Annotated in this window: 26 protein-coding genes; 15 read left to right on the top strand and 11 right to left on the bottom strand. The window is 72.5% G+C overall.

The annotated features are described in order from the left end of the window. Window positions 1-280: 280 nt before the first annotated feature. A complete protein-coding gene (locus ACSMTC_RS35785; protein WP_436563900.1) occupies window positions 281-1636 on the bottom strand; it encodes a nicotinate phosphoribosyltransferase in 1356 nt (451 codons plus the stop codon). A 363-nt stretch (window positions 1637-1999) separates the two neighbouring features. On the opposite strand from ACSMTC_RS35785, the gene ACSMTC_RS35790 reads away from it, so the two are divergent. After that, on the top strand, window positions 2000-2635 hold the full coding sequence (locus ACSMTC_RS35790; protein ID WP_436563901.1) for a CBS domain-containing protein: 636 nt from the start codon (window positions 2000-2002) through the stop codon (window positions 2633-2635). A 159-nt stretch (window positions 2636-2794) separates the two neighbouring features. Here ACSMTC_RS35790 and ACSMTC_RS35795 read toward each other — a convergent pair whose 3' ends face one another. Together ACSMTC_RS35795 and ACSMTC_RS35800 are read right to left on the bottom strand one after the other, a co-directional pair. After that, a complete protein-coding gene (locus tag ACSMTC_RS35795; RefSeq protein ID WP_436563902.1) occupies window positions 2795-3043 on the bottom strand; it encodes a DUF1918 domain-containing protein in 249 nt (82 codons plus the stop codon). A 317-nt stretch (window positions 3044-3360) separates the two neighbouring features. Continuing rightward, on the bottom strand, window positions 3361-3969 hold the full coding sequence (locus tag ACSMTC_RS35800; protein WP_436563903.1) for a TetR/AcrR family transcriptional regulator: 609 nt from the start codon (window positions 3967-3969) through the stop codon (window positions 3361-3363). 72 nt (window positions 3970-4041) lie between these two features. Here ACSMTC_RS35800 and ACSMTC_RS35805 point away from each other — a divergent pair, with 72 nt between their 5' ends. Together ACSMTC_RS35805 and ACSMTC_RS35810 are read left to right on the top strand one after the other, a co-directional pair. Then, a complete protein-coding gene (locus ACSMTC_RS35805) occupies window positions 4042-4863 on the top strand; it encodes a class I SAM-dependent methyltransferase (RefSeq protein ID WP_436563904.1) in 822 nt (273 codons plus the stop codon). 190 nt (window positions 4864-5053) lie between these two features. Then, the gene (locus ACSMTC_RS35810) at window positions 5054-5764 is read left to right on the top strand and encodes an SDR family NAD(P)-dependent oxidoreductase (protein ID WP_436563905.1); all 711 of its coding nucleotides are present in this window, start codon (window positions 5054-5056) and stop codon (window positions 5762-5764) included. A 48-nt stretch (window positions 5765-5812) separates the two neighbouring features. On the opposite strand, the gene ACSMTC_RS35815 is transcribed toward ACSMTC_RS35810, so the two are convergent. The 3 genes from ACSMTC_RS35815 to ACSMTC_RS35825 all read right to left on the bottom strand — a co-directional run bounded on the left by ACSMTC_RS35815 (window position 5813) and on the right by ACSMTC_RS35825 (window position 8503). Beyond that, window positions 5813-6010, bottom strand: coding sequence for a hypothetical protein (locus tag ACSMTC_RS35815; RefSeq protein WP_436563906.1), 198 nt, complete (start codon window positions 6008-6010; stop codon window positions 5813-5815). 348 nt (window positions 6011-6358) lie between these two features. Next, entirely contained in the window at window positions 6359-7597 is a 1239-nt protein-coding gene (locus tag ACSMTC_RS35820; RefSeq protein WP_436563907.1) for an alpha/beta hydrolase family protein, read from the bottom strand. A gap of 252 nt (window positions 7598-7849) precedes the next feature. Beyond that, window positions 7850-8503, bottom strand: coding sequence for a TetR/AcrR family transcriptional regulator (locus ACSMTC_RS35825; protein ID WP_436563908.1), 654 nt, complete (start codon window positions 8501-8503; stop codon window positions 7850-7852). 131 nt (window positions 8504-8634) lie between these two features. Between ACSMTC_RS35825 and ACSMTC_RS35830 the strand changes: the two genes are divergently transcribed. After that, window positions 8635-9597, top strand: a complete 963-nt coding sequence (locus tag ACSMTC_RS35830; protein ID WP_436563909.1) for an alpha/beta hydrolase — start codon at window positions 8635-8637, stop codon at window positions 9595-9597. A 173-nt stretch (window positions 9598-9770) separates the two neighbouring features. Further along, window positions 9771-9848 carry a hypothetical protein gene (locus tag ACSMTC_RS35835; protein ID WP_436564903.1) on the top strand — a complete coding sequence of 26 codons (78 nt, stop codon included), beginning with the start codon at window positions 9771-9773 and terminating at the stop codon, window positions 9846-9848. 51 nt (window positions 9849-9899) lie between these two features. Here the strand turns inward: ACSMTC_RS35835 and ACSMTC_RS35840 are convergent, their stop codons facing one another. Further along, window positions 9900-10601 carry a helix-turn-helix domain-containing protein gene (locus ACSMTC_RS35840; RefSeq protein WP_436563910.1) on the bottom strand — a complete coding sequence of 234 codons (702 nt, stop codon included), beginning with the start codon at window positions 10599-10601 and terminating at the stop codon, window positions 9900-9902. Window positions 10602-10618: 17 nt separating this feature from the next. Beyond that, window positions 10619-11515 (bottom strand): universal stress protein, encoded by an 897-nt coding sequence (locus ACSMTC_RS35845; protein WP_436563911.1) that lies wholly within the window; start codon window positions 11513-11515, stop codon window positions 10619-10621. A 229-nt stretch (window positions 11516-11744) separates the two neighbouring features. Here ACSMTC_RS35845 and ACSMTC_RS35850 point away from each other — a divergent pair, with 229 nt between their 5' ends. The 4 genes from ACSMTC_RS35850 (at window position 11745) to ACSMTC_RS35865 (ending at window position 16716) form a co-directional block, all read left to right on the top strand. Beyond that, a complete protein-coding gene (locus ACSMTC_RS35850) occupies window positions 11745-14483 on the top strand; it encodes a bifunctional acetate--CoA ligase family protein/GNAT family N-acetyltransferase (protein WP_436563912.1) in 2739 nt (912 codons plus the stop codon). Window positions 14484-14488: 5 nt separating this feature from the next. Continuing rightward, entirely contained in the window at window positions 14489-15172 is a 684-nt protein-coding gene (locus ACSMTC_RS35855) for a CBS domain-containing protein (RefSeq protein WP_436563913.1), read from the top strand. Continuing rightward, window positions 15169-15960, top strand: a complete 792-nt coding sequence (locus ACSMTC_RS35860; RefSeq protein ID WP_436563914.1) for an HAD family hydrolase — start codon at window positions 15169-15171, stop codon at window positions 15958-15960. The genes ACSMTC_RS35855 and ACSMTC_RS35860 overlap by 4 nt, the downstream gene beginning before the upstream one ends. A gap of 219 nt (window positions 15961-16179) precedes the next feature. Continuing rightward, on the top strand, window positions 16180-16716 hold the full coding sequence (locus tag ACSMTC_RS35865; RefSeq protein ID WP_436563915.1) for a hypothetical protein: 537 nt from the start codon (window positions 16180-16182) through the stop codon (window positions 16714-16716). A gap of 64 nt (window positions 16717-16780) precedes the next feature. On the opposite strand, the gene ACSMTC_RS35870 is transcribed toward ACSMTC_RS35865, so the two are convergent. Together ACSMTC_RS35870 and ACSMTC_RS35875 are read right to left on the bottom strand one after the other, a co-directional pair. Further along, window positions 16781-17221, bottom strand: coding sequence for a universal stress protein (locus ACSMTC_RS35870; protein WP_436563916.1), 441 nt, complete (start codon window positions 17219-17221; stop codon window positions 16781-16783). 95 nt (window positions 17222-17316) lie between these two features. Then, on the bottom strand, window positions 17317-18741 hold the full coding sequence (locus ACSMTC_RS35875; protein WP_436563917.1) for an MBL fold metallo-hydrolase RNA specificity domain-containing protein: 1425 nt from the start codon (window positions 18739-18741) through the stop codon (window positions 17317-17319). A gap of 163 nt (window positions 18742-18904) precedes the next feature. Between ACSMTC_RS35875 and ACSMTC_RS35880 the strand changes: the two genes are divergently transcribed. Further along, window positions 18905-19606: a CBS domain-containing protein gene (locus ACSMTC_RS35880; protein ID WP_436563918.1), complete on the top strand. Its 702-nt coding sequence runs from the start codon at window positions 18905-18907 to the stop codon at window positions 19604-19606. Between the two features lie 143 nt (window positions 19607-19749). Here ACSMTC_RS35880 and ppsA read toward each other — a convergent pair whose 3' ends face one another. Beyond that, window positions 19750-22110, bottom strand: coding sequence for a phosphoenolpyruvate synthase (ppsA, locus tag ACSMTC_RS35885; RefSeq protein ID WP_436563919.1), 2361 nt, complete (start codon window positions 22108-22110; stop codon window positions 19750-19752). Window positions 22111-22663: 553 nt separating this feature from the next. Here ppsA and ACSMTC_RS35890 point away from each other — a divergent pair. From ACSMTC_RS35890 to ACSMTC_RS35910, 5 genes are all read left to right on the top strand, one after another. Then, entirely contained in the window at window positions 22664-22810 is a 147-nt protein-coding gene (locus ACSMTC_RS35890; RefSeq protein ID WP_436563920.1) for a hypothetical protein, read from the top strand. After that, window positions 22789-23244 carry a CBS domain-containing protein gene (locus tag ACSMTC_RS35895; protein WP_436563921.1) on the top strand — a complete coding sequence of 152 codons (456 nt, stop codon included), beginning with the start codon at window positions 22789-22791 and terminating at the stop codon, window positions 23242-23244. The genes ACSMTC_RS35890 and ACSMTC_RS35895 overlap by 22 nt, the downstream gene beginning before the upstream one ends. 11 nt (window positions 23245-23255) lie before the next feature. Next, the gene (locus ACSMTC_RS35900) at window positions 23256-23882 is read left to right on the top strand and encodes a CBS domain-containing protein (protein WP_436563922.1); all 627 of its coding nucleotides are present in this window, start codon (window positions 23256-23258) and stop codon (window positions 23880-23882) included. Continuing rightward, window positions 23879-24709: a universal stress protein gene (locus ACSMTC_RS35905; RefSeq protein ID WP_436563923.1), complete on the top strand. Its 831-nt coding sequence runs from the start codon at window positions 23879-23881 to the stop codon at window positions 24707-24709. Before ACSMTC_RS35900 ends, ACSMTC_RS35905 begins: the two co-directional genes overlap by 4 nt. A 236-nt stretch (window positions 24710-24945) precedes the next feature. After that, window positions 24946-25635: a response regulator gene (locus ACSMTC_RS35910; RefSeq protein WP_436563924.1), complete on the top strand. Its 690-nt coding sequence runs from the start codon at window positions 24946-24948 to the stop codon at window positions 25633-25635. Window positions 25636-25832: the final 197 nt, after the last annotated feature.

The following is a 25832-nucleotide window of genomic DNA, read 5'->3' on the forward strand; positions in this document are numbered from 1 at the left end:
AGTTGTGGGTGGGACCGTGACTGAGTCGTGCTGTGCCTTGAGTCCTGCGGTGTGTCAGTTCACCGTCAGGAAGAACGGGGAGTCGGCGGATCCGCATGCGCGGCTCGCGAGTTCGAAGCCGTGGGGCCGGGTACTCGTGGCCGGGCTGACCGCCCCATCGGACCGCGAGAACGGCCGGTCGCCGGCCGAGCGGGCTGGCGAGGTGCTTTTGGCCGGGGGAGCGGTGGCAGCCGGGTAACGCCGACTGGGACGTGAGGGCCTCCTCACCCGCCGCGCTCGGTCAGTGTTGCGGGGCGGGTACGTCCCGTCCGCAGTGCAGTCCTGCTTCGAGCTGTCGCCGCACGTCGGCGGTCAGCCGACGCAGCCGCTCGGAGGTGGCGGCCTCGGGCGGGGCGGGGCCGGTGATCCGGCGTGCGGCGGGCGGGAGCTGGGCGAGGTCGGCCTCGAAGGCGGAGTGGGCTTCGGCCAGCGGGCACGGAGGCCGGGTGCGCTGCCCGCAGGCCATCACCGTCTCCAGCAGTGGCCGGGAACCGGGCGGCACCGGCTCGTCCCGCAGCGCGATGGTGTCCGCGAAACCGGGGCTGCGGAAGACCTGCTTGGCGCCCGGGACGGTGGACTTGTCAGCGGACAGCTTCATCGTCGGCCGGCCGTCGTAGTCGACCAGCTTGTACGCCGCGTCCAGGTACGGCGCGTCCGCCGACACGCCCACCAACGTGCCGACGGCGAACAGGTCGATCGGGGCCCGCTCGCGGACCAGCCGTTCGATGGCGAACTCGTCCAGGCCGCCGCTCGCCGTGATCCGCACCCCGGGCAGCCCGGCGGCGTCCAGGATCCGCCGCGCCACGATGGCGAGCACTCCGAGGTCCCCGCTGTCCAGCCGCACCGCGCAGCCCTGGTGCAGCCCCAGCTCGCGCAGCACCCGGGCCGCCACCGCGACCCCGGCCCCGGTGTCGTAGGTGTCCACCAGGAAGGTCACGGGCCCCGGATGGGCGTGCGCGTACGCGCGGAACGCCTGCGCTTCGTCGCCGAAAGCCTCGACGTACGAGTGCGCCATCGTGCCCACCGCGCGCAGCCCGTAGCGGTGGGCGGCGGCGACGTTGCTGGTTCCCGCGAAGCCGACCATCGCGCCCAGCCGGGCGGCCTGTTCACCGGCGTCGACGCCGTGGGTGCGCCGCAGTGAGAAGTCCACCACCGGCCGCCCGGCTGCCGCGATCACGCAGCGTGCCGCCTTGGACGCCACCGCCGTCTGGTGGCACACCTGGTTGAGCAGGTAGGACTCGACCAGCTGCGCCTCGGCGATCGGCGCCGTCACCTCCAGCAGCGGCTCACCGGCGAGCACGATCCGCCCCTCGGGCACGGCCCGCACCTCACCGGTGAAGCCGAGCCCCAATAGCGGCCTGAGCTCCCGTGCCGGGCGGCCGAGCGCGGCGGCGAACGCCGCGAGGTCCTCCTCGTCCACCCGCACCTCGGCAAGGTGGTCCAGGACCGGTTCCAGTCCGGCCGCGACCAGGAAACCGCGCTCCGGCGGCAGTTTCCGGACGAAGAGGCTGAACGTCGCCGGGGCGGTCATCCCCTCCAGCAGGTACGAGTGCGCCATCGTCACCTCGTACAGGTCGGTGATCCGGGCGTTGGACATGGCACGGCTTCCAGGGCGAGACGGGGTGACCGGGGAGCCACGACTGGTGCACCGTCGGAGGGCCGGTGGCGGACCGGTCGGGCGACCGACTCCAGGGGGCTCCCTACCCGGCCAGCCTCTCACTCCGGCGTCCTTGTGCCATCAGCCTCAGGGCCCGTGTCCGGTGGGTCCACCGGCCCTCTTCCGGCTGCCCCCGTGATCGCATCGGCCAATGGGGCGCAGCGCCTGCCACGGCCATGGGCCGTTGGACCCTCGGACCGAGGTCCCGGAGCCTCTCGTGACGTCTCCTGGGCCCTGAGGCATCGTGGAACCGGCACACTCCGGCGAATGTGCTGGGGCAGGCCGTGGGAGAGGTGACGAATGATGCAGCATCGCAGCGTTGCGGACGTGATGACCCACGAGGTCATCCGGGTGGCGCCCGATACGGGCTTCCGGGGGATCCTGGCCCTGCTCACCGAGTTCGACATCACCGCCGTGCCGGTGGTCGACGGCGACGACCGGCCGATCGGCATCGTCTCGGAGGCCGACCTGCTGCGGACCCAGGCCGCCCAGGACGACCCGGCCAGTCTGCTCGCCGAGCCCGCGGCCGGCGATGGACGGCAAGCCGTCACCGCAGGGGAGTTGATGACAAGCCCGGCCATTTCCACCTCGCCCGGCACGAGCGTGGTGTCCGCCGCCCGGCTGATGAACAGACACCATGTCAAGCGGCTTCCGGTGGTCGACGACGACGGCCGCCTGGTGGGCATGGTCAGCCGGAGCGACCTGCTACGAGTCTTCCTCCGTGATGACCACTCCATCCGCAGCGAGATCGTGGAGGACGTCCTCGCCCAGGTGACGGGCGTCAGCCCGGCGGAAATCGGCGTGGAGGTCGACCAGGGCAGGGTGATGCTCAGCGGCACGATCGCGGCACCCTACCTGGTGCCGATCGTGCTGCGCCTGTGTCGTTCGGTGGACGGCGTGGTGTCGGTCACCGACCGCCTGGAGTGCACTGCCGACTGAGAAAGCCGCGCTACCGTGTACGGACAGGCGGCGGTGGGCACGCGATGGGACAGAGAACCGGCCTTCGCCTCGGCTCTCGTGCTGATCAGGCTGCGGGGCCGCGGAGTTCGACGACTCGCAGCGGTGATACCCCTTCGCGGCCAGTCGGCGTAGACGCGGTCAGTCCGCGAAGAGGTGCAGGATTCCGGATTCCGCGGTGTGCTCCTTTTCGGGCTCCGGGTGCTGGTAGTGGTGGACCCTGGCGTCCGGGCCGGGGAAGAACTCCGACACCCTTCCGGTGTCCGCCCAGCGCACGTCGTAGGGCGGGCTGCCGTCGGCGTGGTGCAGCGCCACGACCTCGCCGTCGCGGCGCGCGGTGCCGGGCCGGGTGCCTGCCACGATGATCCGGTCTCCGACTGCGGCTTTCATCTCGTGCTCCTTGAATCACCACGGCTCCGCCGGGTGCCCGGGGCGAGCCGCTACCTCCATGGCACCGCGCCGCCGCCCCTCCGGCCAGGGGCCGACCGCCCCTCCGGCTGGGCCTCCCGGCGTATCAGGAGGCCCGAAGGGCCCTGCGGACTCCGCATGGCTGCCGAGCAGACCGGTCGGCCTGCCTCCGGCGTGAGCGGCGTGCCGTTGCGGCGGTGGGCGGCGCCGCGGCGACCGTCGGGCTCATCAGCCTGCTCGCGCCCGGCGACAGTCGACGCTGATGCCCCTTTTCGGCGCGAACCGTTGCCCGCTGCGAGTCAGGTTCGGCGTGGCCGCCGTTGCACGACGTCGGCGAGCACCGTGGTCACCAGCCTGTTGACGGTTGCCGTGGTCGGTGGGTCGGGGTCGCGGTCCGCGAACAGGAGATGCCCGCCTCCGACCAGGGAGAGGGCGAGTGAGTCGATGTCGGCGTCGGCCGCGATACGGCCCATAGCGCGCTCGTCGGCCAGGTAGGCGGAGACCGCGGTCGTGACCTGGGCGAGGATCGCGATGCCGCCTCCGGGCCTGGCTTGCCGCAGCCGCGCGCGCAACTCGTCCCGGAAGGTGATGAGCGGGATGATCGCCACGGGAACCGGTCCGAACAGGGTGGTCAGCGCGTCAGTGAGGTTGTCGGCCACGGTGCCGGTGCCGACGGTCTCGCGCAGCGCATGCGCTTGTGCCTCGAGCCGTGCGGCCCGATCGAGCACGAGCTCGGTGAGGAAGGCGTCGAAGTCGGTGAAGTGCCGGTGCAGGACGCCTTTGGCGCAGGCTGCCTCGTCGGTGACGGCCCGGCTGGTCAGCCCGTTGGGGCCATCCCGCAGCAGCACGCGTTCGGCGGCGTCGAACAGCTGCTGCCGCGCGTCGCGAAGGTGTACCCCGGTCGGCACTTGCGGATCCTCTCGTGGTCCGGGCTCCTGGCGTCCATTGGCATGTGGGCACCTGCCCACTAGAGTGAACGCGTGCCCACTTTACCGCGAGAGCAACCCGAACCGGCGCAGCCGCATCAGGCCCGGCAGACGGCCGAATCGTTCGGCACGGACGCGCAACGCTACGACCAGGCCCGACCCGGCTACCCCGATGGACTGGTGGCGCGCATCGTCGCCGGGAGCCCAGGGGCTGACGTGCTCGACGTCGGCTGCGGCACCGGCATCGCGGCCCGCCAGTTCCAGGCCGCCGACTGCGCCGTGCTCGGCATCGAGCCGGATGCGCGGATGGCCGCCCTCGCACAAGCCCGCGGCCTGCAGGTCGAGGTGGCGACCTTCGAAGCCTGGGAGCCGACTGGCCGAATGTTCGACACACTGATCGCCGCCCAGTCGTGGCACTGGGTGGACCCGGTCGCCGGTGCCGTGAAGGCGGCCCGGGTGCTGCGTCCGAACGGGCGCCTGGCGATCTTCGGGCACGTATTCGAACCGCCTGCCGAGGTGGCCGAGCCGTTCGCCGCAGCTTTCCAGCGGGTGGCGCCCGACTCCCCGTTCAGCAGTCAGCCGGCTCGACGTCCGCTGGAGATGTACCAGGCGGGGTACGCGAAGATCTCCGACAGGATCCGCGAGACCGAGCAGTTCAACGACCCGGAACAGTGGCGGTTCGACTGGGAGCAGGCCTACACGCGCGACCAGTGGCTGGACCTGCTCCCCACCACCGGCGGCCTCACCCGGCTCCGTCCCGATCAGCTGGCCGAGATACTGGGCGCGGTCGGCCATGCCATCGACGCTCTGGGCGGCCGCTTCACGATGCACTACACCACTCTGGCGACCACCGCCGTACGCGCCGGCACCCCTTGATCCGCTGTCGCACGGTCGCACGGTCGCACGGGCCCGCGCAGGTCGCTCGTCCTCGGTCGTGCCCGACCTGGCCGATCACCCGGCAACGTACCTGTGATCGGCTGCGGGGCGACGGCCCGGCTGAGTACGCTTCAGCAGACCCCTCGGCGCGGAGACCGAGCGCACCGGGCCCACTTCACGGGAGAAGCCAATGGAAGCCGCCGTGCCTGATCCTGCCTCAGCGATCGCGCTGGTCACCGGCGCAAACCGGGGCATAGGCCGGGAAATCGCCCGCCAACTCGCCGAACTGGGGTACACGGTACTGGTGTGCGCGCGACGGTCCGAGGCTGCCGAGGCGGCCGTCACCGACATGGCCGGCCGGGCCTTGCCGCGTCGACTCGACGTCACCGACGACCGCAGCGTCGACGAACTCGCCCGCTCGGTGACGGCCGAGTTCGGCCGGCTCGACGTGCTCGTCAACAACGCGGCCATCAACTACGACACCGGTGCGCGTGCTGCCGACGCCGATCTCGACGACGTCCGCCGCACTCTGGAGACCAACCTCTTCGGTGCCTGGCGGACCGCCGCCGCGTTCCTCCCGCTGCTGCGCCGCTCCCCGCATCCCCGGATCGTCAACGTCTCCAGCGAATCGGGGTCGCTGGCCACGATGTCCGGCGGAACACCTGCCTACGGCGTCTCCAAAGCGGCCCTGAACGTGCTCACGCTCAAGCTCGCCGACGAACTCCGCGCGGACGGCATCCTCGTCAACTCCGTCTGCCCGGGCTGGGTCGCCACCGACATGGGCGGCCCGAGTGGCGGCCCGGTCGCCTCCGGTGCCGCCGGAGTGGTCTGGGCGGCCACCCTCCCCGACTCCGGCCCCACCGGGGGCTTCTTCCGCCACGGTCAACCGCTGGACTGGTGACGGAAACCGCGCCGTACGGGACACCCGGGGTGCTGAAGGGTCGTTGCATCAGACCGACTGCTGACGCGCGTGGCTGCGGCCCAGGCCGCGCAGGTACGGCTCCCGCGGGGGGCGCAGCGGATCGTTGTTGTGCTGGCGGGGCAGCGTGGCCGGCGGAGCAGGCCGGGCCGGTTCGGCGGTCCCGGTCGGTACCTCCTCGGCGCGCTGCTCCTGGTCCTCGTCGACGGCCGCGGTTTTGCCCCGCAAGGCGGATTGGGGCCGTTCTGGTCGTCATCGAGGCCGGGGACCGAGGAGTTCGGGTCGAAGGCGGGGATCTTCCACGGGTCGACCCGTTCCAGCGTCCTGCGGCGGCGGCGCTCGTCCTCGATGGTGTCTGGTCGGCGGGCCTTGTCGCGGATTTTCTGCCCGATCGAGTAGCGGGGGAGTTTCACTGGGGCAGAACTCGCCAGGCTCCGGAGTGAAAGCCACCAGCGGTCGGCGGCCGCCGGGCGACGGTCGGTCAAGATCGAATGGCAGTGTTCTGCGGCAAGTGCTCTTGACCGCCTGCCAAACGATCTTGACCGTGGATCCCTTACGCGTCGTACTCCCGGGTACTCACGGGAGGAACGTCACCGCCGGGAAGGCCGGGGACGGCCCGTCGAGCAGGTGCCCCCGACGGTGGCGCAGGTGCTCGTCGAAGAACGCGAGCGGGTACGCCTGCTGGATCTTCACTCCCTGGTCGGGATCGAGGGTGCCGATCGTGCCCTGGAGCTGCTGCCCGGTCCATCCAAACAGCTTCGCCACCTGCGGGAACAGCGCCTCGTTGTCGCCGTACGACACGTGGACGGCGCCCTGGGCCTGGATGTTCAGCCGCCACCCGCGCAGGTGCGACCAGAACGCGGCAGCTTCGGGATCCGTGGCCCGGGTGAACACGGCGGACATCATCATGAACGGCCGGTCCAGGTCGCCGGCCAGGGCCGGCTGCATAACCATCGGGCCGTCGAGGCTCAGCCCGGCGCGGATGCGGTCGTCCGCGAGCGTGGCGCAGGCGGTGGCCGTCCCGCCCTTCGACCAGCCGAACGCGCCCATGCGCTGGGGGTCGAGGGAGCCGAGCAGCCCGGCCGGCAGCTCCCGCTGCTCGACGTCCGGATTGCACCCGGCGGCCAGCTGTTCGACGCAGTCGAGGACGAAGCGGAGGTCCGCGGCGTAGTCCCCCGGGGCGGCGGGGGCCTTCGGGTCGTGGAGCGGGACGGCGACCCGGCCGTCGGGGAACTCGGTGTACGTGTCGTACTGGTGGGCGATCGTCACGACCGCGTATCCGTGGCTGGCGAGTTCCTGGACCATGATCGTGTGGTCGCCCTGGTGGCTGTGCGCACCGTGCGAGTACACGAGGACGGGGAGCCGCCGGCCCGACCGCCGCACCGGAGCGCCCACGTGGCCGGAGGTGAGCGGCGCCAGGTCGGCCACGGCGCTGAACCCCACGTCGGCGAGGAACGCCTTCAGTGCGCCGGCCGGCATCCAGGGCGCCACCGGGTACCGCTCGACGTCCCGGGCGGGGTACCAGACGGTGGCCATCAGCTCGCGGAAGTGCCCGGGGCCCGCGATGGCGTCCGGGCGCGACCGGTCGACGAGGTGCAGCTGGACCGTGCCCACCGGGTGCGGCCCGGTGGGCTCGGGCAGCGTGAGCCGCGTCGGGGCGGGGGCGGGCGCGCCCGGAGCGGCCGGGTCGCCCGGGTCCGCCCACGCGGGGCTGGCGACGGCGGCGAGCGGCACGGCGGCCCCGGCGGCAAGTGCGGTTCCCAGCATGCGGCGGCGCGTCATGGCCTTCCGGCCGGTGAACGGCGTGGCGGTCACGGTCCCTCCCGTGGTCACGGATCGTCAGTCGTGCCGCGACGGCCAGTCCGTGGGCACAGGGGAACGCTGTCACGTGCCCCTCCCGTGCGGCATCAACCCACCGATTGATCACTTGCGCGGGCATCGGCCCACGGGTTTACACCTTGGGGTTGATGCGGTCGGCGGTACCGCCCTCCCGGTGCCAGGTCGCCTGCGGCACCGGGCTGGCGGCAGTGGCGCGACCCGACCGCACGGCACGCGTGATCCGGCACGTCAGGGGAGCTGGGCCTCGATGTGGGCGAGTTGGGCGGCGAGGATCTCTTCGAATGCGGCGCGGCGGTCTGCTGCGAGGGGGCGGATGTCGCGGGCGAAGTGGGCCAGGGCGGGGAAGCGTTCGGGGTCGGCGCCGAGCACCGCGACGCGGAACTGCTCCATGGCCTGTTCGTACTCCTTGGGGGTGATGGTGCTGACGCCGGCCTCGGAGGCGATCAGCGCGGCGAGGAGGATCACGATGCGGTGGTATCGCATCGGGATCTCCTCGTCGGGCAGGCCGGAGGCGCGCAGGGCCTGCAGCAGTTCCTCCATGACCAACCGGGATCCGGTGCCGCCGGACGCATAGCGTCCCCACACCGTGGCGAGTTGGGGTTGCTCGCCGAAGGCCTCACGCAGGCGCAGGGCCAGGGCGGTGATGCGCTGCTTCCAGTCGCCCTCAGGGCGGTAGCCGTCCATGGCGGCCAGCAGGATCCGGTCGGCAACCGCGCGCAGCAGTTCGGTCTTGTTGCGGAAGTGCCGGTAGAGGCTGGAGGAGTCGGTCCCGAGCGCTGCGGCGAGTTTGCGCACGCTGAACGACTCGGTGTCGCTCGTGCGCAGCAGTTCCGCCGCCGTGTCCAGGATCTCCTCGGTCGACCATCGCCTTCGGCCAGTCATCTCGCCCCTCTCGTCCGGGCTCAGCCTAACTTATGCACTTGGTGATGCACGCACTGCGTGCATAATGAGGGCAATGCACTGTCCGGCCACGACGACGCACCCGGCATCCGGCCGGGAGGGGAGAAGGACACATGAGTGGGACCACTGCCGCGACACGGCCGCCGGAGCCTGACTTCTCGGCGATCACGACCGAGGAACTGCGCACCTACCGCGACGCGGAGAACCGCTGGCGGGCGTCCGGCACGGCTCGGGCAGTGCTCGGGGAACCGAACCCCGGCGCCGAGATCGTCTGGCAGCAGGTGGCGTTGCCCGGCCGTGACCTCCCGATCCGGGTCTACCGGCCGGTGTCGACGGGAGACGGCGAAGCCGACACCCGAACCGACCTGCCACTCGTCGTCCATGTCCACGGAGGCGGCTTCGTCGGCACGGCAGTGCAGTGCGACTGGACCAACAGCCACCTCGCCGCCCACCTGCCCGCGCTCGTCGTCTCGGTCGAGCACCGCCTCCTCGCCCCGGACAGCTCGCTCGCGAACGCCGCTGACGACGGCTGGGAGGTACTCGAGCACGTGGTGCGGCACGCCGCGCAGTGGGGTGTCGACCCGGGGCGCGCGGCCGTCTTCGGTGAGAGCTGCGGGGCGCTGATCAGCGCGCTGACGGCCGTCCGGGCCAGGGAGGCCGGCCTGGAGCTCAAGGCGCAGGTGCTGGTCAACCCCGTGGTCGACGTGACCGAGACGATGTTCGACTACCCCTCGATCGCCGAGTACGCGTACAGCCCGACCCGGGCCCTGCCGCAACTGCGGCTCATGCAGCGGCTCGCCGTCCCGCCGGGGGCCGACGCCGGCGCATTCTCGCCGCTGTACGCGGACGACCTGGGCGGGCTCGCCCCGGCGCTCGTGGTGGTGCCCACCCGGGACGCGGTCGCCGACCACGGCCGCCGCTACGCCGAGCGGCTGCGCGAGGCAGGGGCCTGCGTGCGGCTCTCCGAATACCCGGGCGCGAGGCACGCGTTCCTCACCTTGCCCGGCGTGGAACCCCAGGCCGAGGCCGCCCAGACGGAGATCCTCGCGTTCCTCCGCGCGGCCCTGGCAAAGTGACGGAGGAACGAAGCACCCCACCCTTGGACCCGATGGCCCGGCGGTCTCCCGACTCGGCCTGGCTGCATGAGCATGACCGGTACCTACGGCACCACTGACCCGCACCGCCGAGGGCCTGGTTCCCGTCGGCTCGCCCAACGATCTGCGATCTGCGGCGTGCCTGCGAAGCGTCGTTGCGCCGGCTGCGCACCGATCACATCGACCTGTACTACCTCGCCCGCATCGCCCCCGCCGTCCCCGTCGAGTACTGATGGCCCGTTCGTCGCTGTCCGCCTTCGTGCGGAACAGGGCCGTTGCCGAGTTCAGCGGCCGGAGGGCGGCGGCGTCTGCTCGGTCCGGATGGTGCGGCCGGTCACGGCGGTGGGCTCGATCCGTACCCAGACGTCGCGGTCTCCTCCGGCCCAGGGGGAGGGGAAGCCGCGGTGCTCGAGGTGTTCGGTGGTCTCCTGGTCCTCCAGGAGCGCGGCGGTGCCGGTGGCGAGGACGCTCCAACCGGTGCACAGCGCCTCGTCCAGCTGGTCGACCTCGAAGGCGACCTTCCCGCCCACGGCGGAGGCCAGCACCCCGGTCGCGGTGGTGCGAAAGACCAGGGCGCCGTCGAGCACCCGGTAGTTCACCGGAAGGACGACGGGCCCCTCGGCGGAGCTCAGGGCCACGCGGCCGACGCCGCCCGGTGCGAGCCTGGCCCAGCACTCCGCCGTACTCAGTTCGGCCAGCACCGGATGGGCGTTGGCCCGCTCCCGCCCCGGCGGCAGGTCGAGACCGCCGCCGAGCAACTGCTGGGTCGTTGTGCCGAGCGTTCCGGCCAGCCTGGTGAGCGCGGCGATGTCGACCGCGGCGGGCGAGGACTCCACGTACTCCAGGTATGTCTCGGCCATGCCCGCCCGGGCGGCCGTCTCCCGGAGGCTGAGCCCGAGTTGCCGCCGGCGCAGGGCGATGCGCCGACCGATGTCGCCGGGGTCGGCCGGGCGCTTCCCGGCCGAGCCCGCGTTCTGCATGAACATGGCCTGCCTCCTTGTCGTCATCGGCCCAGGGAGCCGGGCGGGACCACCACGAGCGGGCTGTGGCAGCGGTTGACCAGGACACGGCCGGTTGAACCGAGCACCAGTCCCTGGAAGCCGCCGCGCCCTCTGCTGCCGATCACCAGGCAGCGGGCATGCCGCGCGGCGGTGGAGAGCATCTGAGCGGGGTCGCCGGTGAGCACCTCATGCCTGACCCTGACATCCGGGTACTTCTCGCGCCAGCCGGCGAGTGACTCGGAGAGGTCGAGGAGCGACTCCTCCACCAGGTCAGGGCGGTCAGCCTCGCGCGGGCGGCGGACTTCGACCGCCTGCAGGTCCACCTGTCCGAGAGCCGCCTCCTCGAAGGCGAAGCCGATCGCGGCCTCACAGGCGGCGGAGCCGTCGATACCGACCACGACCGGACCGGAGCCTGAGGTGTCCGGTTCGGGTTCGGGGACGAGTACCACCGGGCACGGGGGATGGCCCACCAGGGACGCGCCCTTGGAAGCGATCATCAGGGTGGCCTGCGGCTCGGCCAGGTGCCGGCCGCCGAGGACCAGTTGCGCCGCGTTTTCGGCGGACTCGCGCAGCACGCGAACCGGCCGTCCCTCGGCGAGCCGAGTGTCGATCTCCAGCTCGGGGTGGCGTTCGGAGGCGAGCAGCCGGGCGCTCTCCAGCAGCTCTTCGCCGTGGGCCCGCAGTGCGACGATCCAGTGGTGCTCCGGCCGTTCGGCGTCGGTCTGCGGGGAGATGCCGGTGGGCCAGTCCTGGGCGTGCAGCAGGTGCAGCGGCAGGCCGCGCCAGGCGGCTTCGTCGGAGGCCCAGCGCACGGCCCAGCGGCTGGCCTCGGAGCGGGAGACGCCCACGACCACGGGGTGGCGGCCTCCTGCGCCGGTCGGGGCTGTGGAGCCGTTCATCAGGAGCTCCCTTCGGTTCGGAGTCTGCACTTCACCGGTCTGCTCCCAGTCTCGGCAGCCCGGACCGTCGCCCGGGAGGGCCGTTCGGGCCGATGCGCGGGGCCGCGCGCCCTCGCCGCCGGGAGCGGCCGGGGAAGTCCCGGGGCCGGTCGGCCCTGTCGGGAACGCGCGGTGCGGACGGATGGTGGAGGTGTACCGCTCGGGGAGCGTCACGGACCGAGGAGGTGCCATGTCCACCGCCCAGCACCCGCCGCGCACCGTCGAGGCGCTGCTCGCCGACGGGACCACCGTCTCGATCCGGCCACTCGGCCCGTCCGACCGCGCGGCCGTTCTCGACCTGCACGAGACGCGGATGTCGGATGACAGCCGCAGGCTGCGCTTCTTCGGCGCGAGCAGACGCGCCCCGCAACTGGCGGCCGACCGGCTGTGCGGGCCGCCGAGAGGGGACCTTCTGGCGCTGGGCGCATGGGCCGGCGGGGAACTGGTCGGGGAGGCCGACTGCGAGACGGCCCCGGGGCACCCGGAGACGGCCGAACTCGCCCTCGCGGTCGCCGACGACTGGCACCACCGGGGCGTCGCCACCCTGCTGCTGGAACACCTGGTCCACGCGGCGAGGCAGAACGGCATCCGGACCTTCGAGGCCGACACCCTGGCGGACAACCGGGCCGTGCACCGGGTCTTCGCCGACCTGGGCCTGCCGGTGCGCCGCCGCTTCGAGCAGGGCGAGATCCGGCTCCGCGTCCCGCTCGACGAGGCGGATGAGCGCTACCGCGAGGCCGTGGACGAGCGGGGCCGCAGCGCCGATGTCGCCAGCCTGGCCGCCCTGCTGCGCCCGGCGTCCGTAGCGGTGGTCGGCGCCTCGCGGCGGCCGGGCTCGGTCGGGCAGTCGGTGCTGTCGAAGATCCGGCAGGCCGGTTTCACCGGGGAACTGTGGCCGGTCAACCCGTACGCCGCCGAGGTCGCCGGCGAGCGGGCGTACCCCTCGCTGAGCACTCTGCCCGGCACCCCGGACCTCGCCGTGCTGGCGGTGCCGCCGGTCGTGGTGGCGGGCGCCGCCGAGGAGTGCGGGCAGGCCGGGGTGCGGGCGCTGGTGGTGCTCACCTCTGGGCTGGACGCGGACGCCGCACGGCGGCTGATGCACGCCTGCCGCCGCCACTCGATGCGGCTGGTCGGCCCGAACAGCCTGGGCATCGCCCAGACCGACCCCGGGATCCGGCTGGACGCCGAGTTCGGCGGCGCCTTCCCGGTGTCCGGTACGGCCGGGGTGGCGGTGCAGTCCGGCGGGGTCGGAATCGCGCTGCTGGAGCGGCTGGCCTGGCTGGGCATCGGGGTCTCCAGCTTCGTTTCGCTCGGTGACAAGTACGACGTCAGCGGCAACGACCTGCTGCAGTGGTGGGAGAGCGACGGCCGTACCGACCTCGCCCTGCTGCACCTGGAGTCCTTCGGCAACCCGCGCGCCTTCTCCCGCACCGCGCGCCGGGTCACCCGCCGGTTCCCGATCCTCACCGTGGACGCCGGGCGCTCGCCCGCCGGCCGCCGGGGCGCCGCCTCGCACACCGCCGCGGCCGCGACCCCGACCGTCACCCGCGAGACCCTGTTCCGCCAGGCGGGGATCACCGCGACCCGCAGCCTCGCCGAACTCGTCGACACCGCGGCCCTGTTGCACAGCCAGCCGCTGCCCTCGGCGCGGTGCGCGGTGGCCGTGGTCTCCAACGCGGGCGGTGTCGGAATCCTGGCCGCCGACGCCTGCGCGGACACCGGCCTGACCCAGCTCGAACTGCCCGGCGACCTCACCGCCGAGCTGCGCGACCTGCTCCCCGGCGGAGCCTCGACCGTCAACCCGGTGGACACCACGGCGGCCGTGACCCCAGACCAACTGGCCGCCTGTATCGACACGTTGGCGCGCAGCCGGGCGGTGGACGCCCTGCTGGTCTGCCTGGTCCCCACCGCACTGACCGCCGCAGCGCAGGACGACCCCGTCCGCGCCCTGCTCGACGGCCCCGCACGCCGCCGCGTCCCCCTCGCCGCCGTGCTACTCAGCCAGGAGGTGCCGGTCCGCCTGCTGACCTGCGCCGACGGCGGGCGGATCCCCTCGTACACCGACCCCCAGGACGCCGCGCGGGCGCTCGCCCACGCCCGCGACCGGGCCCGCTGGCTGGCCGAGCCGCCCAGCCCCGAGGCAGCGGCCCCGCCCGGCTGCGACCCCGAGGGCGCCCGGCGGCTGGCCGACGCCTTCCTCACCGCGAACCCGGACGGCGGCTGGCTCGACCCGGCCCTGACCGTCGAGCTCTTCGACTGCTACGGCCTGCCGCTGACCATCTCGATCTGGGCCCCGGACGAACACGGAGCCGTCATCGCCGCCCGGTCGCTGCGCGAACTCGGACACCGGTGCGAGGTCGTGCTGAAGGCGTACTGGCCGGGCCAGGTCCACAAGAGCGTGGCCGGCGCGGTCCGCACCGGCCTGGCCGCGGACGGCCAAGTCCGCCAGGCGTTCCGGGAGTTCACCGAGCGGTTCGGCCACCGGCTCACCGGCGTGGTGGTCCAGCCGATGGCCGCACCCGGGCTGGAACTGCTCGCCGGAGTCGTCCAGGACCGGGTCTTCGGGCCGCTGGTCCTCCTCGGGCTCGGCGGCACCGCCACCGAGGTACTTGCCGACCGCTCCGCCCGGCTCGCCCCGCTCACCGAACGGGACCTGGCCACCATGCCCACCGAACTGCGCGGCTCCGTACTGCTGTCGGGCCACCAGGGCGCGGCGGCCGTCGACCTGGCAGCCGTCCGGGACGTCCTCGCCAGGCTCTCCCATCTCGCCGCCGACCTCCCGCAGCTCGCCGAACTCGACCTCAACCCGCTGATCGCCCGGCCCGACGGCGTGCTCTGCGTGGACGCCCGGGTCCGCCTGGAACCCCGCCCGTCCTTCGACCCCTACCTGCGACGGCTCCGCCGACCGGCAGCCACCGAAGAGGACTGAGCACCATGAACCACAGCATCCTCGACGGCACCCCGACCGAGACCTTCGCCGATCCAGGCCACGCGCGCATCCCCGGCCGGGCCCTCGTCCGGACCTGCATGAGCCGCCCTGCCGTCGCCGTCACCCCCGACACCGACTTCGCCACCATGGTCGCGGCCATCACCGCCACCCGGCGCGGCGCCCTGCCCGTCGTCTCCCCGGACGGCACCGTCACCGGCGTCGTCGCCGCCTCCGACCTGCTGGCCGCCTACACCGAGCCGCATCCGACGGAGCTCTTCGCCCGCGACCTGATGACCGCCCCGGCCGTCACCGTGGCCGAGGACCGGACCGTCGCCGAGGCGGCGGCCACCGTCCACCGGGAATCGATCCACCATCTGCCGGTGGTCGACGGCGAGAACCGGCTGACCGGCATGGTCTCGACGCACGACCTCCTGGACGCCCTGCGCCGCGACGACGAGGGGATGCGCAACGAGGCGCTGACCCTCGCCCTCACCCCCGGTACCGGCGTCGTCCCCAGCTCACTGCACATCAGATGCGAACGCGGCCGCCTGACCGTCACCGGCCGCACCCGTACCCGCAGCGACGCCGCAGCGCTCTGCCTCCAACTCGCCCGCATCGAGGGAATCGCCGGCCTCACCGACCGGCTCCACTGGGACCTCGACGACATCGAGGGGAAGGCCGACAGATGACCGGCTTTGGGACAGTGACCCGCCTCGACCCCCGCCGCACCGATGCCGTGGTGTTCGACGCCGACGGAGTGCTCACCGACTCCCTGCCGCTGCGCACCGCCGCCTGGCGGGACACACTGCACGCCTTCACCGCCCAGTACGCCCGCGTCACCGGCGAGACACGGCCGCCGCTGGACGCCTCGGCGGACCTGCCCGCCCACCTGGCCAGCCTCCTCGACGAGGACATCGCGGCGGCACTGCTCCACCCGCCCTCCCACCGAATCGACCTCGCGACCTGCCACCTCGGCCCGGCCGAGGCGGACCTCCGCCGGATACTGGCCCGCCACGAGGACCAGCGCTTCATGGAACTGCTGGACTCCGAGGGGTTGGAGGCGCGCCCCGGTGTCCACCAGGCCCTGCTCGACCTACGCGGTGCGGGTGTCGCCGTGGGAGCGTTCTCCAGCAGCGGCCACTGCGGTTCGATGCTGCACCGGGCCGGGCTCGACCAACTGGTGGAGGTCTTCGTGGACGCGGAGGACACCAAGCACTACGGGCTCGCCGGTCCACCCAGCCCGGCGCTGCTCCAGCTCCTGCTGCGGCTGCTGCACACCCGGCCCGAGCGAGCGGCGCTCTTCGCGGACACGCCCGCCGTTCTGGAGGCCGGGGAGCGGAGCGGGTTCGCCCTGATCATCGCCGTCGACCACCACGACCAGGAGCGGGCGCGGCTGCTGAGCGACCGTGAGCCGCTGGTCCACGACCTCGGCCGGACCGAGGAGAAAGCCGGCCGTCCGATGCCGCTCGGGTTGTGACCGGTCCGCGATCGGGCCGGCGCATGCCCGACGGCAGGTGCACGGGCGACACGAAGAGGGTGGAGCCCGGCCTCCCCTCCACGGGGGAGGGAGCCCACGCCACGGTCGCTCCCGGGCACGAGTGGTCGTCGACCTGAGCGCGGATGTGGTGGTCGGCACGCCTCTGGAACAGTGCGACGTGAGCGCGTTCTTCGTCGCCCCGTTCCCGGAGGTCCGATCATGTCCCAGGTTTCCGTTCCCCGCCCCGAACCCGCAGCGGCCGATGTTCCGCCGCCGTCCCGGCGGGCCCTCAGGGCCGCCTACGCGTCAGCGCTCTCCGCGACCGTCGGCTTCATCCCGCTGCACTCGGTGTGGGCACTCGGCACTCCGCTGTGGGCCGACGGGAGCAAGTTCCGCACCTGGTACGCCGGCGGTGGCGGCCCCTACCTGTTCGTGCTGTGCGGGATGGCCGCGATGGCCGGTGTGCTGGCACTGAGCATGGTCAGGCCGTGGGGCCTGGTGTTCCCGAGGTGGGTGCCGCTCGTGGCGGGACGCAGGGTCCCGCCACGGACACTGGCCTCCACAGCATTCACGGTCGCGGCATTCCTGCTCCTGTACACCGTCTGGGCCGCAGTCCTGACTGCCGTTCAGTGGAACGAGCCGGGCATCTTCAGCCGGTGGATCGTCGTCTACGGCATCCCACAGTTCCTGGTGTGGGGAATCGGCCTTCTCATCGCCGCGCGGTCCTACCGCCGCCGGACGATCACGCAACACTGACCCGAACCCATGGATACCGGCGGCCCGCAGCGGACCTCCGGAGCCGACCACTCAGGTGATCGACTCAGTCCGCCGGACCGCGCAGGACCACCACCGGACAGTGCGCGTGCTGGGTGCAGTGCTGTCCGACGGATCCGAGCAGCGCGCCGGTGAAACCTCCGTGCCCGCGGTTGCCGATCACCAGCAGGGAAGCTCCGTCGGCAGCCCTGAGCAGCACCTCGGCTGCCGGGCCCTGGCCGACCTGGGACTGGATCTCCACCGGCGGCTCGGGCCCGACGACCTCGTCGACGGTGGCGCTCAGCACCGAGCGGGCGACGCCTTCGGGGGTGGGCTTCTCCGGGGTGGGCGCCCATGAGGACAAGCCGTACAGCTGCGGATACTCCCAGGCGATCACGGCCAGGACCACCCCGTCCACCAGCCGGGCCTGCCGCACCGCCCACCGGAGGGCCTCCTGGGACGGCTTGGAACCATCCACCCCGACGACGATCCGCTCCTTCTCGGCCATGACCTCTCCTCACGTGGAACGCTGCGCCCAGCCTGCCCCGGAAGCGCCCTCTTCGCATCAGGGCCGCCCGCCGCCGATCGGCCCATGCCCGCCGTTCAGCGGATCAGGACCCGCTCGCCGGAGCGTGGCACGACGGCGGTCCAGCCCAGTTCGCGGTCGATCCGGTCGCGCAGGGCCTGCGACCCGTCCGGCTCGCCGTGCACCAGGTAGGTGGCGCTCGGCGGAGGGGCGGTGCGCAGCCACTCGATGATCTCGGCGGCGTCGGCGTGCGCGGAGAAGGCGGGTACGTTGACCACCTCGGCGCGGACCGGGGAGTACGTGCCGTACATCTTCAGCACGCGTGCGCCGTCCACCAGGTCGCGGGCCCGGGTGCCCTCGGCGGCGAAGCCGACGATGACCACGGTGTTGCGCGGGTCGGGCAGCAGTCGGCGCAGGTGGTGCACCACCCGCCCGCCGGTGGCCATGCCGGAGGCGGAGACCAGGACCGAAGGCACTTCGGAGTGCTCCAGCGCGAGGGACTCCCGGAGTGAGTGGATCGGCGAGAACGGTTCGGGGTCGAGGGCTCGCCCGCCCTCGTCCAGCACCTCGGGGCGCAGCTCCGGGGAGCGGGTGGCGAAGGCGTCGCGGTAGATCTGCAGTGCGGCCAGTGCCATCGGGCTGTCCACGTAGACGGGGGCACCGGCGGGTAGGCGGCCGGTGAGGCGCAGCTCGGCGAGCTGGTGCAGGACGACCTCGGTGCGGTCGACGGCGAAGGACGGGATGAGGACGGTGCCACCGCGGGCGAGGGTGCGTTCGACGGCGCGGGCGAACCACTCGCGGGCCGCGGTCTCCTCGTGGTGCCGGTTGCCGTAGGTGGATTCCATCAGCAGCACGTCCGCGCCGCTGAACGGTTCGGGCGGGCGTAGCAGCGGGTGCACCGGGCGGCCGAGGTCACCGCTGACGGCCACCGAGTGGCCGTCCTCCAGGGTGAGGCGGGCCCAGGCGGAGCCGAGGATATGCCCGGCGTGGTGCAGGCGCAGGACGGTGCCGGTGGTGATCTCGACGTCGGTGTCCAGCGGTACCGGGTCGAACATGGGCAGGGCGTGTTCGACGTCCTGGTCGGTGTAGAGCGGTTCTGCGGGGCGGTGTTTGGACCAGCCGTGCTCGTTGGCGTGGTCGGCCTCCTCACGGAGCAGGTGGGCGCTGTCACGCAGGATCAGCTCGGCCAGCCGCATGGTGTCGGGGGTGGTCAGTACGGGGCCGCGGAAGCCGTCCCGGACCAGCCGGGGGAGGTAGCCGCAGTGGTCGAGGTGGGCGTGGGTGAGCACGACGGCCTGGACGTCGGCGGGATCGAGCGGCAGCGGGCGGCGGTTGCGGCGGCGCAGTTCGGCCAGGCCCTGGAAGAGGCCGCAGTCGACCAGGACCCGGGCATGGTCGGTCTCGACAAGGAACTTGCTGCCGGTGACGGTACCCACGCCGCCGAGGAAGGTCAGCAGGCCCGGCCGGGGCATCGGGTGCGGCGCAGTGCTTTCCGTCGTCATGGCGACCTCCAGAAGACCTGGGATCCACCCATCGTCCCGCCCGGAGCGGCCGCTGTCCGCTGGACCGGGCCGGCCCCCGCAGTGGGACCGAACGGCCCTGTGCCGACCCGTCGGGCCGGGCGGAGAGTGTGAGGTAGAGGACACTCGTGGAGGAGTGAGGACGATGCAGCACCGCACTGTTCACGACGTGATGACCCAGGAGGTCGTCACCGCCCGGCCGGACACGCCGTTCAAGGAGATCGTGGCGCTGTTCCACCGGAACGACATCACCGCGATCCCCGTCATCGACGACCAGGAACGCCCGCTCGGCATGGTCTCCGAAGCCGACCTGATCCGCAAGGAAGCCGTCCTCCCCGACCCCGAGGGCCGTACCCCCGGTCGCTGGCTGGAACCGCAGGACCGGGCCCGCGCGGAGGCCGAGACCGCCGGAGGCCTGATGACCAGCCCCGCCGTCACCGCCCGTGCCACCTGGTCCGTACCCGAGGCCGCGCGCGCCATGGACAAGCACAAGGTCAAGCGGCTCCCGGTGGTGGACGAGGTCGGCCGCCTGGTGGGCATCGTCAGCCGCCGCGATCTGCTCCAGGTCTTCCTGCGGCACGACGCGGCGATCCGCGAGGAGATCACCCACGACGTGTTCGGCCAGACCCTGTGGGTCGCACCCGGAGCTGTCCAGGTCGCCGTGCACGAAGGCGTGGTCACCCTCACCGGACGGCTCCCGCGCAAGAGCCTGGTTCCGATCGCCGAGCAGCTGTGCCGGGCCGTGGACGGCGTGGTGGCGGTCCACCAGAGTCTCGACTGGACCGAGGACGACACGGAGGTCCAGCTCGAACACCCCCACGCCTACCAGGCCGGCCGGCGCCAGTGAGGCCCTCGGCGGCAGCGTGAACGCCTGGGCTGGTCCCCCATGACGACCGGTGGCTCGGATCCGGGCGGAGCGGTTGTGAAAGCAGAGCGGTTGTGAAACCCGTGCCACGCCCGCGCCACTCGCTCAGCTCAGCTCAGCTCAGCTCAGCTCTGCTCGGCAGCGGCCACGTGCCGTTTGACGGCGGCGAAGCTGTCCGGGGTGACCGAAATGGAGTCGATTCCGGCCTGGACCAGGAAGCCGGTGAACTCCGGGTCGTTGCTCGGCCGTTGACCGCAGAGTCCGACGTGTCGGCCGGCTTCGTGGGCGGTTGCGATCAGGGTCTCGATGCTGCGGGTGACGGCGGGGTCGCGCTCGTCGAAGAGGTGGGCCAGCAGGTCGGAGTCGCGGTCGACGCCGAGGGTGAGCTGGGTGAGGTCGTTGCTGCCGATGGAGAAGCCGTCGAAGCGCATCGAGAACTGCTCGGCGAGCAGGATGTTGGCCGGGATCTCCGCCATCACGTAGACCTGCAGACCGTTCCGGCCCCGGCGCAGCCCGTTGTCGGCCATCACATCGAGGACCCGGTCGGCTTCCTGCGGTGTGCGGCAGAACGGGATCATCACCACCACATTGGTGAGGCCCATGCCGTCACGGACCTTCCGCAGGGCCTGGCACTCCAGTGCGAAGCCGTCCCGATAGCCCTCGCTGTAGTACCGGCTCGCGCCGCGCCAGCCGATCATCGGGTTGGCCTCGACCGGCTCGAAGGGCGCTCCACCGGTCAGCCGCGCGTACTCGTTGGTCTTGAAGTCGCTGGTGCGCACCACCACCGGATCGGGCCAGCGGGAGGCGGCGATCCGCGCCACTCCCCGGGCGAGGCGGTCGACGAAGTACTCCGTCAAGTCCGTGTAGCCACCAGCGAGTTCCTCGACCTGTCGGCGGTCCTCGGCGGACAGCCGCTCGGGGTGGGCCAGCGCCATCGGGTGCACCCGGACCTGGTGAGCCACCATGAACTCCATCCGGGCCAGTCCCACGCCGTCGGCGGGCAGCTGCCACCAGCGGAAGGCGGCGGCCGGGTCGGCCAGGTTGAGCATCACCCGGGTGCGTGTCGTGGGCAGTGAGCCGAGGTCGGTCTCGGTCTCCTCGTAGTCGATGAGACCGGCGTAGACGTGGCCCTCGGCGCCTTCCGCGCAGGAGACCGTGACCTCCTGGCGGTCGGTCAGCACGGTGGTCGCCCGTCCGGTGCCCACCAGGGCGGGGACCCCGAGCTCGCGGCTGACGATGGCGGCGTGCGAGGTCCGTCCGCCGTGGTCGGTGACGATGGCGGCGGCCCGCTTCATCAGGGGTTCCCAGTCCGGGTCGGTGATCGAGGTGACCAGCACCGCACCGGTCGGGAAGCGTTCCAGCTCGACGGGGCTGGCGAGCGAGCAGACCCGCCCCGCACCGACCGCCTCGCCGACCGCGATCCCGTCCACCAGCCGTTCGCCCTTCCCGGTCAGCCGGTACCGGCGCAGCACGGCGCCCCGGCGGCGGGACTGTACGGTCTCCGGCCGGGCCTGGACGAGGAGGAGTTCACCCGTCCGGCCGTCCTTGGCCCATTCGAGGTCCATCGGGCACTCGTAGTGCCGTTCGACGGCCACGCCCCACCGGGCGAGCGTGCGGACCTCGGCATCGTCCAGGACACGTCGCCCCTGCTCGGCCGCCGTGGTGTCCACCGTGCGGGTCAGACCGTCCTCGGCGTACACGGCCTTGCGGCGCTTGGGGCCGATCTCGGCATGGATGACGGGGTTCAGGGCGGGGTCCTTGAGCAGCGGCTTGAACACCACGTACTCGTCCGGGTCCACCTGCCCGCTCACCACCGTCTCGCCCAGCCCCCACGCGGCGCTGACCACCACCACCTCGGGAAACCCGGTCTCGGTGTCCAGGGTGAACACCACCCCGGCCCCGCCCAGATCGGAACGGACCATCACCTGTACGCCGACCGACAGCGCGACCGCGAGGTGGCCGAAGCCCATCCGCTCGCGGTAGTCGATCGCCCGGTCGGTGAAGAGTGAGGCGTAACAGCGGCGGCACGCGTCCAGCAGCGCCGTGCGGCCCCGGACGTTGAGGAAGGTCTCCTGCTGACCGGCGAAGCTCGCCTGAGGCAGGTCCTCGGCGGTCGCGCTGGAGCGTACGGCGACATCCGGAGCGGTGCGCCCGAGGTCGAGGGCGAGCCGCTCGTACGCGTCGGTGAGCTCGTGCTCCAGCTCGAGGGGCAGCGGCGTGGCCAGCATGGCGTTCCGGATGGCCGAACCGGCCTCGGTGAGCGGGGCTCCGCCGTGGAGGAGGTCGATCTGCTCCGTGATGACCCGGCACAGCCCGCCGGTGTCCAGGAACTCCCGGTACGCGTCGGCGGTCGTCGCGAAGCCGTCCGGCACCCGGATGCCGGACGGGCTCAACCGCGTGATCAGTTCGCCGAGTGAGGCGTTCTTCCCGCCGACCAGGCCGACATCGTCGCGGCCGAGTTCGGCGAACCGGATGACACGGCGCATGGCGTTCCTCCACGGGGTCACGGTCGGTCGGATCAGCAGGGCAGCGGACGGTCCAAGGGGGTGCGCGGGTCGAGCGCCGGAAGCTCTCCGGCACGCGAGGGGCGCCACACGGTCCTGATCCTGGTCACCCGACCCACCTCCTCGGCTGTTCGGGCTCACTGCGGGCGAAAGGGCTCCCGGATTCCACGATCGCGCGTGAGCCCGTCTGTCTCCAGCGGCCGCGGTCCCCCCTGTCCAGGCCGACCGGGGCGCTCCCCGCCTGGGCCGAACGGCCCAGGTTCGGCGGGAGTCCGTCAGCCGGGCGGACGGTACCGGCCAGCCCTGTCCCGGCGCGGTCCGGCGGGCTCGGCTGGAAGGGGGGAGGTCCGCGCCGATGGGCAGTTGAGGAGCACGGAGGCCGATCATGTCCACCCAGACCGCCTCCACACCAGTGGAGCCCGTAGCCTCCCCGGCCCACCGGAGGAGCCACTACCTGAGCCGGCGCAACGAGGCTGGGAGCCGACCACCCGGTGGCCGACGACGTACCGGTCCGTGTCCCTCGATCGGCGTACGGGTGGACGCACCCGCACTGCAGCGCGAGCGGGCCGGCGACCTGCTCGCGCTGGTGTCCCACCGAACGGCCCACGACTCGCTGGACCGGCGGCCGGAGGTGACCATCGAACTGAAGGAGCCCAAGAGATGCGCGTCGCCGATCTCATGACCGCACCGCCGGTCACCGTCACGCCCCACACCACGGTCAGGGACGCCGCCCGGCGCATGGACGAGGAGGCGGTGGGCTGCGTCCTGGTGGCCGAGGGCGGCACCCTGCACGGCCTCCTCACCGACCGGGACCTGGTGGTCCGGGCACTGGCCTGCAACGCGGACCCCGGGACACAGGTGTCCGAGCTGATGTCCGCCCCCGCCGTCACCCTCGACACCACCGATGACCTTGCCGCTGCCTACCGGGCGTTCCGCCGCACGGGTGTGCGCCGGCTGCCCGTACTGGACGGCCACCGCCTGGCCGGTGTCCTGACCATCGACGACCTCTTCCTGGATGTCCTGCAACGCCTCGCCGACCTGCTCGGTCCGGTCTCCTGGAGCGCCCTGCGCGAGGGCAGCCCCGGGCCGGGACCGGCGACCTGGCCCGCACCCTGAAGGAGCACATCGTGGAACAGCGCTGGGACACCGTGGGCGAGGTGATGACCCACGCTGTCATCGCCGTCGGACGCGACACGAGCTTCCAGGAGGTCGCCGAGACCCTGCAACGCTGGAGGATCAGTGCGGCACCGGTGCTCACCGGGGACGGCCGGGTCATCGGGGTGGTCTCCGAAGCCGATCTGCTGGGTGCCCAGGACCGTGCCCCGGAGAGCACCGACAACCTGACGGCGGGACAGCTGATGTCGGTCCCGGCCGTCACCGTGCACGCCGACAGCCCGACCGCCGAGGCCGCCCGGGCCATGGCTCGCGGCCACCTCAAACGCCTGCCGGTCGTGGACACCCAGGACCGCCTGGTCGGCATCGTCAGCCGCGGCGACCTGCTCAAGGTCCACCTCCGAACCGACGAGGACCTCGCCCAGCAGGTCCGCTTCGAACTGCTCGCGGCGCTGGGGCCCGGGTACGCGTCGGGGGTCGACGTCCACGCCGAGGAGGGCCGGGTCACCCTCACCGGCTCGCTGCCCGAAGCCGCGCCGAAAACGCTGCTGGAACGTCTGGTCCGGGCCGTACCCGGAGTGGTGGCCGCCGAGGCGCGGCTCACCGCCGCGAGCGGTGGCCCGGAGCCGGTGACCTCGTGAACCGGCCGGTGCTCGCCGCCGTCGACGGCTCGCCAGCGAGCCTGGCCGCAGCCCGCTGGGCGGCCGACGAGGCGGTCAGGAGCGGTGCACCACTGCGCCTGGTCCACGCCTGGCCGTGGCCGCAGCGCGCGGCCCCGGGACTGCCGGGCGTCAGCGAGGTGCGCGGACGGGCCCTGGGCATGCTGGCCGAAACCGCGCTGGAGCTCCGCTCGGACCACCCGGACCTGGAGGTGTGCACCGCGCTGCTGGATGAGCCGGCCCGGCAGGGGATCGTGACCGAGACACGCAGCGCCCGCCTCGTGGTACTCGGCTCGCGCGGGCTCGGCGGCTTCACCGGCCTGCTCCTGGGCTCGGTGAGCCTGGCGGTCGCCACACGCGCCGACTGCCCGGTCGTCCTGATCCGGGATGAAGCCTCCCAGCCGCCGTCTGACGAGGTCGTGGCCGGCATCGATGCCCACGACCCGTCCGAGGCCGTCCTGGAATTCGCCGTCGAGGCGGCCCGGTCGCGTGGCGTGGACCTGCGGGTGGTCCACGTCTGGGCCCCGCCACCCTGGTGGAGGAACTCCACGGAGGAGCGACGGGCCGACTGGGCGCACAAGGAGCTGGGAGACATCCGGAAGGTGGTGCGCGATCGCCCGTCCGGCGACGTGGAGGTCATCGAGGAGGCGCGCCCGGGTGGCACCGCCGAGGCGCTGCTCCATGCAGCCGGGCACGCGGAGCTACTCATCGTGGGCAGGAGCAGTGGCGGCCGTCACCGCCTCGGATCGGTCGCCCATGCGGTGATCCACCACGCACGGTGCCCGGTCGCAGCCGTCCCGACCGGCTGACCCCGGCCGCACCGTGGGCCGGGCCGGTGGAGAGCCCGCCCACGACACTCGGACCGACGCACCGGGATGCCGCGTGCTGCCTCCTCCCGCTCGACGGCCCGCAGTCCTGCGACACCTCGATCGGAATCGGGTGGGTCCCGCGGGTGCCCCGGAACATCGGCATGGCGGGGAACCCCGAGCGTCCCGGGACGCGCAGAATCGAAGGAGAGAACCGCCCGCCGGTCAGGAGCACAGCGATGGACACGACCGAGCCCAGCGAATCCGGACAGCCCGTGCGGGTCTTCCTGCTGGACGACCACGAGGTGGTCCGGCGCGGGGTGCGCGATCTGCTGGAGGCGGAGCCGGACATCGAGGTCGTCGGCGAGGCGGGCAGCTGCGCCCAGGCCCTCGCCCGGGTGCTCGCGCTGCGCCCGCACGTGGCCGTGCTGGACGTGCGGCTGCCGGACGGCGACGGGGTGACCCTCTGCCGTGAACTCCGGGACCGGATGCCCGAGCTGGCCTGCCTGATGCTCACCTCCTTCGACGACGACGACGCCCTGCTGGACGCGGTCATGGCCGGGGCCGCCGGGTACGTGCTGAAGCAGGTCAAGGGCGCCGACCTGGTCAGCGCGGTGCGGACGGTCGCCGCCGGGCAGTCGACGCTGGACCCCGCCACCACCCGCAGGCTGATGGAGAGTCTGCGCCACCACGACGAGTCCGACACCGACGCCGCCCTCGCCCAACTGACGCCACGCGAACGGGAGATCCTGGCGCTGGTCGGTGAGGGCAAGACCAACCGGCAGATCGGCCAGGAGCTCTACCTCGCCGAGAAGACCGTGAAGAACCACGTCTCGCGCATGCTCGCCAAACTCGGCGTCGAGAGACGCCTCCAGGCGGCCGTCCTCGCCGCCCACGCCGAACCGGCGCATCCCAGGCACCCGCGCTGAGCCGCGCGGCCCAGCACAATGATCCGAACGGCCCAAGCGCCGCCGACCGGACCGGTCGCACCATGGGCGAAGAGGGCATCCGCGTTACGGCACAAGCGTGGAGCCCGCGATCACGTACTGGTACGACCACGGTACGAACGCCAGGGGCTTCGGCCTGATGGTCACCGGCATGCCGCTCTTCCGGACACTCATCCTGC

This window comes from Kitasatospora sp. HPM-01-4, assembly GCF_051374625.1.
Taxonomy (GTDB): Bacteria; Actinomycetota; Actinomycetes; order Streptomycetales; family Streptomycetaceae; genus Kitasatospora.